Source organism: Mangrovibacterium diazotrophicum (assembly GCF_003610535.1).
Classification (GTDB): Bacteria; Bacteroidota; Bacteroidia; order Bacteroidales; family Prolixibacteraceae; genus Mangrovibacterium; species Mangrovibacterium diazotrophicum.
The window spans coordinates 175,147-191,185 of sequence record NZ_RAPN01000001.1 but is presented as its reverse complement, the minus strand read 5'-3'; the positions used below and the strand labels follow the sequence as shown (position 1 = coordinate 191,185).

Sequence of the window (16,039 nt, the reverse complement as noted above, 5' to 3'; positions counted from 1 at the left end):
TGGTTCGTTAGGTTAAGCGGAAAGTTTAGTTTTCCAGGATTGGATCAATCCTTGGAGCAACGATTTCCAGAATATCGGGACCACCGTTCGGATTGGTCACAAAACGACATTGGTTGATGTGCACCAAACGGGGTTGTACGCTGGTCTTGCTATAATGGGAATGGTACACCACATTCAGATTTCCTTCCAAATCGGTGAAAAAGGCACAATGCCCGGTTCCTACAATATCACTATCTGATGCAACAATCGGATTTCCCTCATACTTCGTCCACGGTCCGGTTGGCGAAGGTGCCGTTGCGTAACCGATGCCATAGTCGGGGCTGGCAAAATGGTTGGCCGAATAAACAAGGTAGTAAAGTCCGTTGTGTTTCAGGATATACGGACCTTCCGTTACTTTGGCAACCGGCTCTTTCTGACTGTTTTCCCAAGGCTGACTAACACCAAAACATTCCTGAATTGTATTTTCCTTGATCGACAAATAGTCGTCATTCATTTCGCACATCCAGATCACGTTACCATCCGTAAAGGCGACGTAGTAAAGGTATTTGCGACCATCTTCATCGATAAACAAATGGGTATCGATGGCCTGGGTTGTGAGCAGCGGTGTTTTATTTTCCTGAACGAATGGCCCCAGCGGACTATCGCTAACAGCAACAGCAATGTGTTCCTGCACCGAGAAAAACATGTAAAAACGGTTATCTAATTCATAAATTTCAGGCGCCCAAAAGCCATAGTTACCCCAAACGTCGTCACGGTAAAGAGCATAACCATAGCGTTCTCCGGCTGGTCCACTCCAATGTTTCAAATCAGTAGATTGGAAAACTTGAATTCCGATTTCAGCATTCGATGTTCCATACATGTAAAAGGTTCCGTCATGCTCCAGAATGAACGGATCACCAAAGGTCACAGGATTCGGCTTTTCATCGACAATTGCTCCATCGTCCGAAGACTTATTGCAGGCGAAAATCGAAAGAAACAGGGCAAGCTGAAGAAATAGATTCATTGGTCTGTAGGTTATAAATTTTATCATTTTATAGTAATACCATTTAACCGACAAAAACACACACTCATTTGAGCAAAAATCGACTGCTTTTGTCTTGAAATTAGTTTTAAAGGCTGTACTGCAGCCTCGATGTATTCCGGATTAACTCAATGGTCTTCCCCGGAAATTCATCGCATACGTACAGCACAGCCTTTGATATAGAAATAACAACTAGTACATCGGATTTTGATCCAGGTTCGGGTTGTTGTCCACTTCCGATTGTGGAATCGGCAGCCTGCTGGATTTACCCACAACGAAGTTGCTGAAGTCCGGGTCGCGTCCGATCAGTTCGTTCAAACCTTCAGCAGTATCCCAAAGATTCCAACGTTTCAGGTCGGCCCAACGCACGCCTTCCAGACAAAGTTCTAAAGAACGCTCCATTTGCAGGCGCTTCAGGAATGCATCTTTCGATGTTACGACAGAAGCATACAACGTGCTGTTCTCCAATGTTGGCAGGTTCACCCGTTCTCTCACGCGATCCACACACTCGATAGCCAGTGCTGGAGGAGTACCGCTGGCTAGTTCGGTCAAACATTCAGCATAAAGCAACAGCACATCGGCATAACGAATCACACGGAAGTTAATTGGTGAATAGTAGTCTTCGTGATCGCGATAATAGTCACCCTGGTATTTCCGGAAGAAACAATCGGTTCCCCAACCGGCTTGCCAGTCGCGACCATAAATTTTTTCATCCGGGTAGTCTGTTTGAATTTCAGGATAGAAAAGACTTGCTCTCAATCGCGGATCGATCTCCCCATCTACAGTAGCTTCTTTCTTGTACTCATCAACCAGCCAGCTCCGAGGTTGGCCATCGCACCAGCCAATACCGCGAGGAGCAAAAAACTGTGCCCGGTTCGACCCAACATTCTGATTGGGCTCGTCACCATCGCCGGAAGGGTTCACATCCGAAAACTGAATTTCGAAAACCGATTCCATATTATTCTCGGTTGTGTGCATGAAATTATCCTTGTAATTCGACACCAAATCATAATAGCTTGCACCGGCTCCTTCAACCAACCACGAAAGCGCATCTTTGGCAGCCTGCCATTCGTGCAATTGCATGTGCACTTTGCCCAATAATGCCAGGGCAGCCCCTTTGGTCGGACGTCCCATGTTGCTCGAATCCCATTGGTCAGGCAGCGACGCAACTGCATCCTGCAAATCAAGCTTGATCTGTGCATAAACCTCAGCTTCGGTATTTTGTGCAGGCGTATCATCCGGGCTTGAGGCATTCAATACCAGTGGCACATTATCGAACATGATGGCCAGGTTATAGTAATAGAACGCGCGTAAAAATTTAGCCTGTGCTAAAATCTGGTCTTTATCTGTTTGATTGTCAAATTCAATTTCAGGAACGAAATCCAAAACTTGATTACAACGGAAAATTGCCTTGTAGTGGTCGCGCCACATCCAGGCGTTACCTTCCCAGAAGTTATAATTGAAGTAGATAAAGCGTGTCCATTCTTTCAACTCGTTCCATGGACTTTGGCTGTATCCTTCGTCTGAAGTCAAATCGTAGCGGAAGTAAATCCAACGGGTCCAGCTGCCTGGTTTGTAAAACATGGTATAAACCGCATCCAAACCAAGTTGCGCATCATCCGGTGATTTCCAGAATGTATCGGTGGTTGGAAAGTTTGGGTTCGGAATATCGATCAGATCCTCGTTACAGGAGGCCAGTGAGAGTACCACCGCCAATAAACTATATATTAATATCTTTTTCATAATGATCCGGGTTTAGAATTGAAATGAAAGTGAGAATACAACTGATTTTGGTGACGGATAGGCCGCATCGTCCTGTCCTTTAACCCAAATATCCGGTGATTTAAACTCGGGATCGAGTCCACTGTAGTTCGTAAATGTAACCAGGTTTTGGCCTGTTACAGAAACGCGCAGGTCATCAAAAACCTGTTTCAACTTCGGAATATCAAACGTATATCCCAAGGTCATTTGTCTGATTTTAAAGTAGGAACCTTTTTCAATCCAGCGGTCCTGATCGCCACGGGCGTTGCGGTTATCCGCGTAAATGACGCGAGGATTTTTGGTATTCGGATTTTCAGCCGTCCATCCTTTGTAACCAGACAAGTGGTTGGTGTTATCCGAGAAACCACCCATCCAGCTGGCCGCCCCGTTAAACACATCTTGTCCGAATGAACCAAATCCGGCAAAGCTGAAATCGAAGTTTTTGTATGATACCTGACCGTTTAAGCCAATTTCAAATTTTGGCCATGGATTACCGGTGATTGTGCGGTCTTCATTGTTGATTTGTCCGTCATCGTTCACATCCACATAGCGAATATCACCAGGCTTGGCATTGGGTTGAATAACTGTTCCGGTTGAATTGGTATGAGCCAGCACTTCTTCCTGGCTTTGGAAAAGACCATCGGTTTTAATCGTGTAGAACATAGCCAACGGCTGACCGATTTCGGTTTTTGTAATCCAGGTATATTGCTCCACTTTACCGTAGCCAAACTCCAGCACTTCGTTTCTTAAACGGGTAAATGTACCGCCAATTGAATACGAAAAGTCGCCTTTTTTATCTCTCCATGTTCCGGTCAGCTCGAAACCTTTATTCCGAAGACTGGCAGCATTCACCGGTGGGTTGCCACCATCATTACCTGTGGTCATTAAAATCTGCATCGGTGTCAATACATCTTTCGTTGTCGAAATGAAGTATTCAGCACTGAACTGCAGTTTGTTTTCCAGTACAGCAATATCAAGCCCAAAGTTTTCCTGTGTTTGTTCTTCCCATTTCAGATCACTGTTTACCAGTTTTATCTGGGTCATCCCAGTTTCCAGGTGCTGATCAGCTCCAAATACTGCAATCGGGAACGAGTTCAATACAGCGACATAATCCCAGTTTCCAATGTTCACGTTACCCAATGTACCGTGGCTGTAGCGCAATTTCAAATCGTTGATCCAGGGAACATTGAAAAAGTTCTCTTTGCTGATTCTCCAACCTGCCGAAACTGAAGGGAAGAAACCCCACTTGTTGTCAGGAGCAAATTTTGAAGAACCGTCCTCACGGAAAGTAGCACTCAACAAATACTTTTCGGCAAAGGTGTAGTTCAAACGCCCGAAGTATGAAATCAATGACGATTCGCCAATATTTCCCCAGGCATTCGGGTCGGTTGTACCGGCGTCAATCACATCGAAATAATAGTCACCCACTTGTACCAGGTTTTTCTTTTGAGCAGCAATCATTTCGTAGTAGGTACTCTGGTAGGAATTACCAACTACAGCATTGATATCGTGTTTGCCAAACTGTTTTTTGTAGGTCAGTGTATTTTCAATCAATTTGTTGACGTACTTGCCTTTGTTCTCGTAGCGGGTTGACGGCTCGTAAGGTTGGTTCAGGGTAAAGTTTCCGACTTTGCGCAACCATTTGTGATTGTCCTGGCTTGTTTCGTAACCCAAATTCACTTTGTACTGCAAGCCATCTATAATATCCAGGGTAGCGTACAAATTACCTCTCAATCGAAGGTTTTCGTCGCTGTTGTACATCAAATCTTCCGTAGCAATCGGGTTCGAACCAAAAGTTCTGGCTGTTGCTTCATCACCGTACCCGTAACCACCGGGGTTATTTTCGTTGTAGATCGGTATAATCGGGAGCATCCGCAACACGTCGATGTGCTTCGAAAAAACTGAGTTCTGATTTTCAACAAAGGTATTGCTCACCGCCAGGTTCTCCCCGATCGTGAAGATTCCCTTTTTACCTTCCGTGTTAACGCGGAAGCTGTACCGCTCCATCGACGTTCCGTAAACGGTACCCGGATTATCGTAGTAGTTGGTCGACACCAGGTATCTCCCATCCTTGCTTCCACCGGAAAATGACAGGTTGTGATCCTGCACAATCGCAGTTTGAAATACCGCATCATTCCAATCGGTATTACCATCCATCCAATCCGGAACAGCATGTACATCAGGCACACCATCTGCAATTGCGGTTTCGTAAGCTTGTGTGGTAATGTCAATCCATTCGTCCCGGCTCATCAAATCCATCATCGGCAGATTGTCAATACTGACTTTACCGGTGTAGTTCACCTTCATTTCGCCTGCCGAGCCTTTTTTAGTCTCGATAATGATTACACCGTTTGCAGCACGCGAACCGTAGATTGCAGCAGCCGAAGCATCTTTCAATACCTGAATAGACTCAATATCATTGACGTTGAAGTCGCGGTTTCCCGAAGTTGGCAAACCATCGATAATATACAGCGGATTGTTGTTGGTAAAGTTTCCCAAACCACGAATCTCCACCGTTGGCTCGCTACCGATACCACCGCTCGAGCGGATATTTACACCGGCAACCAAGCCCTGGATAGCATCCCCCACGTTTAAGGCGGTCACGTTTTTGAAATCATCAGCTTTCACAACAGACACGGCGCCCGTTAGGTCAGCCTTCTTCACTGTTCCGTATCCGATCGCAACTACTTCTTCAAGGCCGATGGCGCTTTCCTTCATCACAATATCAAAGACGGTTTCCGAGCCCACCAACACTTCCTGTGGTTCCATTCCGATGTATGAAAAAACCAGCGTGACGTCAGGGCTAATATTGATTAGAGAGAAGTTTCCGTCGACGTCAGAGATCGTGCCTCGGGTTGTTCCTTTTACGGCAATCGTTACCCCGATAATCGGGTCGCCTTCAGCATTTTTGACCGTACCCTTCACATCTTTATTGGCCTGAACCTCAAAAACATCTTTGGGAGATAAAACGATTTTCCGATCAACAACCTGGTACTCAACATTCGAATCATCAAATAACTGGCTGAGTATGGCTTGAATATCCTGATCTTTCACACTGATACTGACCTTGCGATCAACATCAATCAATTTTTCATTAAAAAGGAAGTAGAAGTCTGTTTGATTCTCGATCTCATCGAGAACGCGCAATAATTCGGTATGGTTTAGTTCAAGAGATAGCTTTGTTCTTTGCGAGTAGGAGTCGACTGCCAGGAGCTGTCCGATACTCAGAAATAGGATAAACAAAAAGACCTTCATAATCTTGAAGCATTTTTTTAGGGCATAGCTCTCCCATGCCCGGGATTCTGACTTTTTTTTCATAAATTTAGACCGTTAAATTATTAACTACAGTGATATTTAACACGTTAAAACAGGTGTGCGGTGGAGCGCCCGCCTGTTTTTTTCTGTTAAGGACTTTTGCAATTTTCGTGCATCGTGCTAGTTGTTATTTTTAGTGATTATTACTCGTTTTTTACTGAAACTTCCGTCAGCATTTGGTTGCCGATCTTCAATCCGATAAGCAATTGGAGAAGTTAATTTCAGCAGACGTAAAACCTCCTCCAGCGAATCATTCTCAAATACACCCCGGAACACATATTCTTCCAGCCCCTGATCGTCAATGTGTACATCAACATTATACCATCGTGAGATGCGACGCGCAAGCTCTTCCATCGAGTCGTTCCTGAAAACAAGCCTTCCGTCTTTCCAGGCTGTATATTTCCAGGTTTCAACTTTTGATTGTTCCACCCCGCGATCGGAGCTTACAAGTCTCTCTCCCGGGATAATATCGATTGGTTTGTTTGAATTGGAAGGTGTAAACAGCACTTTTCCCTCTTCTAAAACCAGCTCAGTCAACTTGTCTTCAGGATAGGCCGATAAGGAAAATTTAGTTCCGACCACCTTAACGACATTGTCGTTGGCAGATATCGTAAACGGGTGTTTTTTATCCTTTGCCACATCAAAGTAGGCTTCACCCGAAAGTGCAACATGGCGATTGTTCGAAAACGAAGGAGAATAGCTTAAATGCGACATGGCGTTCAGTGTGCCATTGGTTCCATCTGGCAATTGGAAAGTGATTCGTGCGCCTCTTGGTGCAACGATCTCAACCAGAGCGTCGCCATTAACAGGCTTTGCCGCATTGTACCATTGGTAAACAGCAAACAGCAAAAGCGGAATGAAAAGGACAGCCGCCGCTTTGGAAGCCAACTGGTAAAGCAGACGAATTTTGCTTTTCTTTTGCGCGGATTGATTGAGATGAATACGATGATGGATCTCGGACAAAACACCGCTCAGGTCTTTATTCTCTTCATCCGAGTTTTCAAAATGATCTTGAATATCATTTCGGAGAAGCTGTTCTGCATCCTCGTCCAGATGATCTGCCAATCGTTTCGACAGTTTCAGTTCATCTTTTAACGCAATTTTACCGCTTTGGTATTTCTGCAATAGCTTTTTTAAATCGTCATCCATACAATCCTGCATTTTTAGGATATTCTTTTTCTCCCGTCCTGTATGTTATATCCGCCAGGGATAAACATCTCATGGGTTAAATTGAAAAAAAATACAATCAGAATAAATCAAGCTCATTATAAGACCGATACAGCTTGATTTTTTTTTAGAGGAATAAGGTCAGGAATAACAGCAGCGCCAGATCTTCTTTTCGAAGCGCTTCCCGGATAATCTTTAATGCATCTGAAATTTGATTATCGACAGTACCGATGGTGATTTCCAATTCAGTCGCTATTTCTTTCGAGGATTTACCTTCTTTTCTGCTCTTTTGGAAGATCAGCTTTTTGCGATCAGGAAGGCCGTCGACGATCTCATCGACCCTTTTCAAGAGAGATGCATAATCGATTGACTCTACCGTCTTATTCGTTTCGAAATCTTCGCCGCCGAGCTGATTGAGGTAATTTAATGTAATTGCGCGTTTGTTGAAGTACTTTCGGATTTGGTTCAACGCAATTGTAAAGAGGTAAGACTTAAAGGAAAGGTCGGTTTTCAATGCTTTCCGGTTTTCCCATATTTTCACAAAAACCTCTTGCACCAACTCTTCCGACTCGCTTTCTGATCTCAGGTATTTCAGCGCAAACGAATACAGCTTGGTGCCGTAAATCTTAAAAAGAGAATCAAAAGCAAGAGCATCATCCCTCTTCAAGCGATCGATTAGTTGGTTTTCGTTTAGATTCGTCTGCATAGTTAATGGAATGGAACCAAATCAGCGCTAATTTAAAGAAATAATGAGAAGAACAATTTTACTTAAATTATCAGAAGCGTAGTGAAACAATTCACAACCTGACATTTAGGTTCAGTTTCACGCCATTTAAGCATGAAAAAAAATAAACATAAACAACTCATTCCCAATCCAAATCGAGATTTTATTGTGACTCTTCTAAAATCCCGTTTAACGTCTGCCCCATTTTTTTCTGAATATCCGAATAAAGTGCATGCAAATCTTTGTTTTCACCGGCATCATTCTTCAGGTTGAATAATTGTGCTTCATCAGACAGGCCTTTTACAACAGCCTTATTATTCAACCAATCCGGTGTAGCACTTCTTTGGGGAGCAATGTATTTCCTGTAGCCCAACCCGCAAACCGAAGGTGAAAGCTTCTTCGAGCATCACATCCCTTCTTCTGTCAACGCTAATTAGCTTGCGCCTTTCGCATCACCTCATCGAAGTACTCCTGCCAAACAGCATCCATTTCATTGACTTTTTCCGGATGCTGCGCCGCCAGATCGTTCATTTCAGTATGGTCTTCTGTAATATTAAACAGCTGCCAGGATCTGTTCGGTAGAGCCGACATTTTCCAATCTCCGATGCGAATCGCGCGCCCACCTTCGTGTTCCCAGAATAGCGTATCGTGAATCGAAGTTGTTTCCCCCATCAACAACGGCATCAAACTGGTTCCATCCAGTTTATTTGTTTTCAAACCATTTATACTATCGGGATATTCAACGCCAGCCAGCTCCAAACAAGTCGGCATGATATCGATCACGTGGGCAAGTCCCCGGTTGATCGTGTTTTCCATGCCTGCCAGCTTTTGAGGCCAGTGAACAATAAACGGTGTTGAGCTGCCACCTTCATAAGATTCTTTTTTCCAATAGCGGAAAGGCGTATTTGACGCGCTTGCCCATGCATCACCAATGTAATTCCAGGTGGTTTGCGAACCGGGATTTTGCGCATTGTACTCAATGATGGTTGAATCACGGGTAAAGCCGGGACGATCGAAACCGGGTGGGTAGCCACGTTCGTACGACGCACCATTATCGGATAATACAAAAATCAGCGTATTTTCATATTGACCATTCTTTTTCAGTTCGTCAATAAGTTGACCAATTCCCCGGTCAACATGGTCAACCATCGCTGCATGAACCGCCATACATGCTGCCTCGTAATCTTTGTTTTCACAGTCATCCCATTTTCGGCCCGATGAATTTTCCGGAAGCGTGTAAGCAACCGTATCGATCAAGCCCAGTTCAACCATTCGTTCGTACCGGTTTTGTCGCAATACTTCCCATCCATCGTTGTAGGTATCCTTGTATTTTTCAATATCTTCGGGCAATGCGTGTAAAGGCCAGTGCGGTGCATTATGCGCCACGTACAAAAAGAACGGTTTATCGTCTTTGCTGTATTCGTCCAACAAATCAATTGATTTTTGCGTGATAAAATCCGTTACATAAAAGTCGTCTGGCACATTTTCGATTGGCTCTTCGTTGTGCACCAAACTGAAGGGGTCGAAATAATCAACAACCCCCCAAATAGTTCCCCAATGTTCTTCGAAACCACGATTGCTTGGATAATTGTCCAAAGGAGAAAAAGGCCCGTGGTCCTTGCGGTGAGCCAACCACTGTAGTTGTTCGTCATTTTCGGGCAACGCTCTCGTTGTCGACAAATGCCATTTTCCGGTCATGCCGGTATGGTAGCCATTGTCCTTCAATACTTCAGCGATCGTAGCAGCATTCATTTTCAGATTGACCCCCATTCCTGTTATCCCGGCAGTTTGGGGATATAATCCGGTCAACAAAGAAGCACGCGTTGGGCAACAACGGGCCGCATTATGCATTTGGGTAAACCGAACGCCGGTTGCTGCCAGCTGATCGATGTTGGGCGTTTGGATCTCGCCGCCATAACAACCCAAATCCGAAAATCCCGAATCATCCAGCATGATCAACAAAATATTCGGGCGATCCGGCTTGGGCTCCTCTTTCGAAGTACAGCCGGTGAAGAATAGTCCCACACTTAAGAGCAAACAAGAAAAGATCAATTTATTCATATCAACTTTGTTTGATTTCAAATTCTATTGGTGTTTAGCACCATCGGTGAAAAACGTACGATTTTGCGTTTATGAACGGGCAATCTGTTTCACGTATAAACGACTACTCATTTTAAATATCTCTACTGAAATATCTTGAATTTTACCAGTCCAATTTAGCCAAAGTGCTCTATTCCGGAATAGTTGTCACGGTACTTGTACATCCTATGTAAAAGAATACAATTGACCACACCCAAATACTCACCTTCTTTTGAAAAAAATTGAGTTCAATTTACCATATTCGTTAAAATATAGTGAAAAGACATCTTCTGATGAAATGAGCTGCATCAGAACAAAACAAATACAAACCGGCCGACTAGATTTGCCGGGTCTGCTTGCGAAACTCGGCCGGCGAAACATGCACCAGTTTCTGAAAAACATAGCTAAATGAGGAAAGCGTATTGTACCCGCAGCGGTAGCTAATTTCGCTGACCGACAGGTTGGTTTGCAACAGCAGCTCCATGGCTTTAATTACCCGGAGTCGCTTGACATACTGTAGGAATGAGGTATTGATGTTGTTTTGAAATAAGCGCGACAACGAACGGGTGCTGTATCCCAGCTGCTCTGCGATCGACTTCAGGTTCAGGGGTTGATCGATGTGGTGATGAATGTGTTTTAATACCAGGCGCAAATCCTCGTTGTCGGTTGTGGGCAGCTCCACCGGAAGCGACATATTCCCGGCTGCCTCCACCAACACATTGGTCAACGTCTGCAAAAACTGGTACCGGGTCGCCTGTTCCGCCCCGACTTCACCATACCAATCGCGGGTGTAATTAATCATTTCAACCATCAGGTTGTTCACCGGGTAAATGCCGGTTCCTTCTTCCAGCTTCTGTATTCCACGGGTGATTGACGTTGGGATATAGAGGCAATACACCATTTTCACTGCTGTGCGCGAGCTAATGTTGTGCTCAACACCTGCCGGAATCCAAAGAAAATGGTGCGCAGGCAAAAAGAATGAGTAAGTAGGCGTATTGAAAAACGCGATTCCGTTTTCTACATAATACAACTGGTGTTTGTTGTGTTTGTGCATCGGGAATTCCTGCTCGCTGTTGGAATAAACAACATAAAACACGTCTTCCTTTTCGCTAATTTCATCCAGATTGAGTTTTTTCTTTTCCATTTTCGGGTATTTGGCGCGAATTACAAAACAAATGGCGAATTGTCTAAAATAAGCCTCGAAAAATAGTAAGAAATTTGCAGCGAGATTTTATTTGAGGCGCAAGATATGAGGATAGTTCTATGGATTTTTGCTTTCTGCGTGATTTTTAATCAACCGGCAACAGCGCAAGAGACAACCGAAACCAATATACCAATCAATTTACAACAAGCCTGGCAACGAGCCGACGAATACAGCACCGAGCTGCGTTCGCAACGCATCGACCAGCAAATCAAGAACGAGCACGTTTTAGACATCAAGCAGAACTGGCTTCCTTCGGTGGAAGTTGACGCCAGTTACGGAAAGCTGGCTAACATTCCCGTGTTTGTAAATGGAATTTTGCACGAAGCGGAATACATTCCGCTGGAAGATCACAGCACTTACGATGCCAATATCGAGGCTTACTTCAACATTTATAATGGCAAAAAAACAAAGCTGTCGGTTGAAAAGGCAGAAGCCCAGGCCGACATGGCCGAACATATTGCACAGGCTTCCCAATCTGAAATTCATTACGAAGTAGCGAGTTACTACCTGGACCTGTTACGGACCAACGAGTTTGAGAAAATCATTGAGCAAAACATTTACCGCAACTCGAAACGTCTGGATCAGATAACCCAGTTGTATGACAACGGAGTTGTGTTAAAGAGCGACTTGTTACGGGCGCAATTGCAGCTTTCGCAGCAAAAGGTAAACCTGCAAAAGATGCAGAACAACAAGGCATTGGCCGGACAGCATTTGAACCTGCTCATGGGTTACGAAGATGCACACCCGCTGCAACTAGCCGACAGCATTGAATATGCCGTCCCTGATACCGCAATGCTCTATGCCGACTATATTTCGGTGGCCCTTAAACAGTCGCCTTTCGAAAAAATGGCCGACACACAAATCTCCATGTCGGAGTTGGAGCAAAAGGAAATCAAAGCTGAGAAACTTCCGCGTATCGGGATGTTTGGGAAATACAGCTATTCGTATCCGCAGATCATGTTGTACCCCTACTCCACTTCCCCGTATTTACTGGGGATTGCCGGGGTAAAGATTTCATACAACCTTTCGTCGCTGTATCACAACAAACACAAGGAGTCGGCAGCAGCGCTCGAAGTGCAGCAACAATACCTGGCGAAAGAGCAAACCGAGGAAACCCTGCGGACGAAAATCAATGAAGCTTACAAACGCTTCAAAGAAGATCAGGACAACATTGAAGTAAGTAAAATAAGCGTACAACAAGCCGAGGAAAACTACCGGATTGTGAACCAAACCTACTTCAACAAGCTGGCCTTACTTACCGATTTACTCGAAGCCGACACCCAATTGCAACAAGCGCAGTTCGATTTAGTCAACAACTACATCGCGGCGCGCATGCACTTCTATCAATTACAAAAAATTACAGGCGAATTATAATGAGCGATCAATTAGCAAAATATCGAAAAGTAGATCATGCGGTCTTAAAGATTTCGTATGTGGCAGCATTATGCATTTTGGGCATTTTGCTGATTTGGGGAGGAATTAAATTGTACGATTTTTACCGGTATGAGCAAACCAATGATGCTCAGATTGAAGAGTATATCAACCCGATTTTGAGCCGGACAAGTGGCTTCGTTCAGGAAATCCGGTACACCGACCACCAGCAGGTTGCCAAAGGCGACACCCTGGTTATTCTGGATAAAAATGAAGCAACCGTAAGGCTGCACCAGGTTGAAGCTGAAATCGGATCAGCCGAAGCACAACTAAAAGTCTTGCAAAACAATATTCGGGTGGCGTCGAGTGGATCAAGCATTCACAAAGCGCAAATCAGTGCTGCAGAAGCCCAACTGTGGCGCCAGCAAAAAGATTACGAACGCTACGAAGAGCTTTTAAAAGGTGAAGCCGTTACCCAGCAACAGTTTGAAGGAATTAAAACACAGCTGGAGATTGCGAAATCGAACTACGAAGCGGTGAAAAACACCTTTGTCAACTCGCAGGACCAGGTATCGGATGCACAAGCCAAACTCGAAGTGGCACAAGCCAACCTGGAACAGAAAAAGGTTGAACTAGAAAAAGTGAAACTGGACTTGCAGTATGCGGTGATCCTTGCACCGTCCAACGGTTTTATGGGAACCAAAAAACTGCAGGAAGGACAATTCATCCAGGCCGGGCAAACAGTTGGCTACATGGTCGACAAGCAACAGGGCAAATGGGTGGTGGCCAACTTCCAGGAAACACAAATTGCCGACATGCACGAAGGGCAGCAAGCGCTGATCACGGTGGACGCTTTCCCGGGAGAGTCGTTCACCGGTGTAATTGAATCCTTCTCGCCCGCAACAGGATCACAATTCAGTTTGCTGCCGTCGGACAATGCAACCGGAAACTTTGTGAAAGTCACCCAGCGTTTCCCGGTGAAAATCACTTTTAACGGCAACAACCCGGTGATGAGCAAATTGAAAGCCGGAATGAACGCGGAAGTTTCTATCGTCAAAGATTAAATATGCCAAACGACAATAACAAACGGATTTTTAAGGATTGGGTCCCCACGTGGTTAATCTACGTGGCTCTGGCCCTTTTCTTATTGCCCGTTGCCTGTGCTTTGGGGATATATTTGGGTGGAATGAGCACCGCGACCAGCTACTTTGGCGTCGATCAGATCGACATTCGCTATTCGGTGATCATCTACTACATTTCAATTGTGGTAGGCTTCCCGATGGAGGCGCGCTTCTTCAACTACTTCTCATCAAAGCCCTACCTCATTGGCTGTGTAGCCTTGTCCATCGCTGCAAACCTGGTAATGTACCTGAACCACAGTTTCGCGGTTTTACTTGTTGTCCGCTTTTTGGCCGGCACCATCTCGCTAGGATTGATTGGCATTGTCTTCAACCTGGTGTTTAACCAATTTCACGCGCAACGAAGTCGGGTGCTGGGCTACGCGACCATGTACTCCGCACTTTTCGGAACGGCTCCGCTGGCGTACATCGTCGATGCCTGGATCTTTTCAAATTTCAACTTTAACGCAATCTTTTTAGTGGGTGTATTCGGCATTTTACCAGGTATTATCCTACTATCTATTATTTTAAGGAATGGGATTGACCTCCGTCGTAATGGGAAAATTTCGCTAAAATCACTGGAATGGGTTAGCTATATTCTGTATGCTGCTGGATTACTGTTGCTGGCCTACGTTATTTTATATGGACAATACTACCACTGGTTTCGGAGTCTTCGAATAATTCTTTGTTTTTCGGCCTCCATCGTTCTGTTAGGCTTATTCATTGTTCGGCAGATCATCCTGAAAGATCCGTACATAAACCTACGCGTGTTCAAAACCCGCAACTTTAGAATTGGAATGGGCCTGCTGGTACTATTCTATTTGGGCAAAGGAGATATGAGCCTACTCAATGGTTTTATCACAAACAATGTAAAGCTCGATGTTTACCACTACGGCTACACCATGTTGATCAACTTCGTGGGTATTGTACTGGGAGCCTTTTTAGCTGCCCGTTATCTTTTGGCCGGCACCCGGATTCGGATCATTTGGATGATGGGCTTTGGCGCACTGTTGGGGTATCACCTTTTTGCGCTATCTGTTTTGAACCACCAGGCAGAAATTGAAGATTTACTCTTGCCGCTCTTCCTGCAGGGGTTCGGAAACGGGATGCTCATTTTGTCGATTGTTGTTTTCTATGTCACCGCAGTTCCAGCCGAAATCGGATTTTCAGCCTCGGTAACCGGGGTTCTCTTCCGGGCAATTACCTTTACCAGCAGCATGGCGCTGACCAGTTACTCGGGATTGGTATTTCGGAAAATACATTACCAGGCATTTAGCGGAAATATTACAGCCGACGAACCACTACTGGCAGATCGCCTGGGCGAATACAAACAAGCACTTTTGCAACACGGAGCCTCGGCAGCGGAGAGCAGTTCGGGAGCGATGAACCTGCTTGGGAAAGCCGTTGCCGGACAGGATAATTTACTTTTCACGCGGGACTACTACATTTATATGAGCTGCATGCTTTTTGCAGTTTTGCTGTTGATTGCAACAATTCCGCATTTTAATTATCACATCAAAAAAATCCGCACAAAACTGATCCCGATTTAACGAAAAAAGAGGCCATGTGCTTTCAAGTACATGCCCCTTCTCTGTATGATTTAGAAGTCGAATTACTCAAACAAAAGCTTCCCGAAAAACTCCGGTAAGTGGAAATCAGGCTCTGCCTTTTGCACCGGGTTCCAGGTGAGGTAATGCGGGTTCGATGTTTCGTCTGCAATTTTGTAGAAGTTGGCATTCCAGATCACACCGCTTTTCGGTTTTTCAATTTCGGCATAACGCGAAATCAAATCCAGGGGCAGGCGATACTCCAGCGTCCATTGAATCGGCTCGCTTATTTCCTCCTCTATACTTTTAGGAAGTGAATGCGCTATCTCCAGCTTCGCCAATTCGTCAGCATCAACAACGGTAAAATCTTTGCGCGGAACCAAATTGTAAAACATGAGCGGAGTTCCGCCACAATTGACTTCCAGGTTGAAATAACGTTCGGGAACCGACAAGTTTGGCGCGAAAAAAAACTCGGCGCAGGAATCGGTCCACACCGGACCGTTTGGCTCGGTTGTCCGGCACTTGACAAACTGATCATTTACTTTGAAGATCACATACAAACTTGTTGAGTCGTACAACAACTTCGCTTCTACTGTGGGGCGAAACTTCAGGATATCACCCATGTGGTGATCCAGCGTCAGGCTTTCCGCTCGTTGCCAAACTTCCTTATCCCAATCACCATCAACAGTCAACGGACTCTCTATTTTTTTGACTTTATATTCCATAGCACCT

General features: G+C 44.9%; 12 protein-coding genes. 3 read left to right on the top strand and 9 right to left on the bottom strand.

Annotation, left to right across the window (positions count from 1 at the left end; all coding sequences use genetic code 11):
- Positions 1-25 precede the first annotated feature (25 nt).
- The 8 genes from BC643_RS00835 to BC643_RS00800 form a co-directional block, all read right to left on the bottom strand.
- Complete coding sequence (locus BC643_RS00835; RefSeq protein WP_170154416.1) at positions 26-1,003, bottom strand: glycoside hydrolase family 43 protein; 978 nt, start codon at positions 1,001-1,003, stop codon at positions 26-28.
- 210 nt (positions 1,004-1,213) lie between these two features.
- Positions 1,214-2,764, bottom strand: coding sequence for a RagB/SusD family nutrient uptake outer membrane protein (locus tag BC643_RS00830; RefSeq protein WP_120271282.1), 1,551 nt, complete (start codon positions 2,762-2,764; stop codon positions 1,214-1,216).
- 12 nt (positions 2,765-2,776) lie between these two features.
- Positions 2,777-6,100 (bottom strand): TonB-dependent receptor, encoded by a 3,324-nt coding sequence (locus BC643_RS00825; protein WP_120271281.1) that lies wholly within the window; start codon positions 6,098-6,100, stop codon positions 2,777-2,779.
- 117 nt (positions 6,101-6,217) lie between these two features.
- Positions 6,218-7,246, bottom strand: coding sequence for a FecR family protein (locus BC643_RS00820; RefSeq protein ID WP_170154415.1), 1,029 nt, complete (start codon positions 7,244-7,246; stop codon positions 6,218-6,220).
- 145 nt (positions 7,247-7,391) lie between these two features.
- A complete protein-coding gene (locus BC643_RS00815; RefSeq protein ID WP_120271279.1) occupies positions 7,392-7,970 on the bottom strand; it encodes an RNA polymerase sigma factor in 579 nt (192 codons plus the stop codon).
- A 181-nt stretch (positions 7,971-8,151) separates the two neighbouring features.
- Positions 8,152-8,310: a hypothetical protein gene (locus BC643_RS23350; RefSeq protein WP_170154414.1), complete on the bottom strand. Its 159-nt coding sequence runs from the start codon at positions 8,308-8,310 to the stop codon at positions 8,152-8,154.
- 107 nt (positions 8,311-8,417) lie between these two features.
- On the bottom strand, positions 8,418-10,049 hold the full coding sequence (locus tag BC643_RS00805; protein ID WP_120274085.1) for an arylsulfatase: 1,632 nt from the start codon (positions 10,047-10,049) through the stop codon (positions 8,418-8,420).
- A 355-nt stretch (positions 10,050-10,404) separates the two neighbouring features.
- Positions 10,405-11,211, bottom strand: coding sequence for an AraC family transcriptional regulator (locus tag BC643_RS00800; RefSeq protein ID WP_120271277.1), 807 nt, complete (start codon positions 11,209-11,211; stop codon positions 10,405-10,407).
- A 105-nt stretch (positions 11,212-11,316) separates the two neighbouring features.
- On the opposite strand from BC643_RS00800, the gene BC643_RS00795 reads away from it, so the two are divergent.
- Genes BC643_RS00795 through BC643_RS00785 form a run of 3 tightly spaced genes read left to right on the top strand, consistent with a single transcriptional unit; the run spans position 11,317 to position 15,310 of the window.
- A complete protein-coding gene (locus tag BC643_RS00795) occupies positions 11,317-12,645 on the top strand; it encodes a TolC family protein (RefSeq protein WP_120271276.1) in 1,329 nt (442 codons plus the stop codon).
- Positions 12,645-13,706 carry an HlyD family secretion protein gene (locus tag BC643_RS00790; RefSeq protein WP_120271275.1) on the top strand — a complete coding sequence of 354 codons (1,062 nt, stop codon included), beginning with the start codon at positions 12,645-12,647 and terminating at the stop codon, positions 13,704-13,706. Before BC643_RS00795 ends, BC643_RS00790 begins: the two co-directional genes overlap by 1 nt.
- Before the next feature lie 2 nt (positions 13,707-13,708).
- A complete protein-coding gene (locus BC643_RS00785) occupies positions 13,709-15,310 on the top strand; it encodes an efflux MFS transporter permease (RefSeq protein WP_120271274.1) in 1,602 nt (533 codons plus the stop codon).
- Between the two features lie 62 nt (positions 15,311-15,372).
- Here BC643_RS00785 and BC643_RS00780 read toward each other — a convergent pair whose 3' ends face one another.
- Positions 15,373-16,032 carry a carbohydrate-binding family 9-like protein gene (locus tag BC643_RS00780; protein ID WP_120271273.1) on the bottom strand — a complete coding sequence of 220 codons (660 nt, stop codon included), beginning with the start codon at positions 16,030-16,032 and terminating at the stop codon, positions 15,373-15,375.
- Positions 16,033-16,039 lie beyond the last annotated feature (7 nt).

What these genes read in the sequence shown, in the direction of transcription:
- BC643_RS00835 (WP_170154416.1), bottom strand. Translation starts at nt 1,003, where the DNA reads ATGAATCTATTTCTTCAGCTTGCCCTGTTTCTTTCGATTTTCGCCTGC.
- BC643_RS00830 (WP_120271282.1), bottom strand. Translation starts at nt 2,764, where the DNA reads ATGAAAAAGATATTAATATATAGTTTATTGGCGGTGGTACTCTCACTG.
- BC643_RS00825 (WP_120271281.1), bottom strand. Translation starts at nt 6,100, where the DNA reads ATGAAAAAAAAGTCAGAATCCCGGGCATGGGAGAGCTATGCCCTAAAA.
- BC643_RS00820 (WP_170154415.1), bottom strand. Translation starts at nt 7,246, where the DNA reads ATGGATGACGATTTAAAAAAGCTATTGCAGAAATACCAAAGCGGTAAA.
- BC643_RS00815 (WP_120271279.1), bottom strand. Translation starts at nt 7,970, where the DNA reads ATGCAGACGAATCTAAACGAAAACCAACTAATCGATCGCTTGAAGAGG.
- BC643_RS00805 (WP_120274085.1), bottom strand. Translation starts at nt 10,049, where the DNA reads ATGAATAAATTGATCTTTTCTTGTTTGCTCTTAAGTGTGGGACTATTC.
- BC643_RS00800 (WP_120271277.1), bottom strand. Translation starts at nt 11,211, where the DNA reads ATGGAAAAGAAAAAACTCAATCTGGATGAAATTAGCGAAAAGGAAGAC.
- BC643_RS00795 (WP_120271276.1), top strand. Translation starts at nt 11,317, where the DNA reads ATGAGGATAGTTCTATGGATTTTTGCTTTCTGCGTGATTTTTAATCAA.
- BC643_RS00790 (WP_120271275.1), top strand. Translation starts at nt 12,645, where the DNA reads ATGAGCGATCAATTAGCAAAATATCGAAAAGTAGATCATGCGGTCTTA.
- BC643_RS00785 (WP_120271274.1), top strand. Translation starts at nt 13,709, where the DNA reads ATGCCAAACGACAATAACAAACGGATTTTTAAGGATTGGGTCCCCACG.
- BC643_RS00780 (WP_120271273.1), bottom strand. Translation starts at nt 16,032, where the DNA reads ATGGAATATAAAGTCAAAAAAATAGAGAGTCCGTTGACTGTTGATGGT.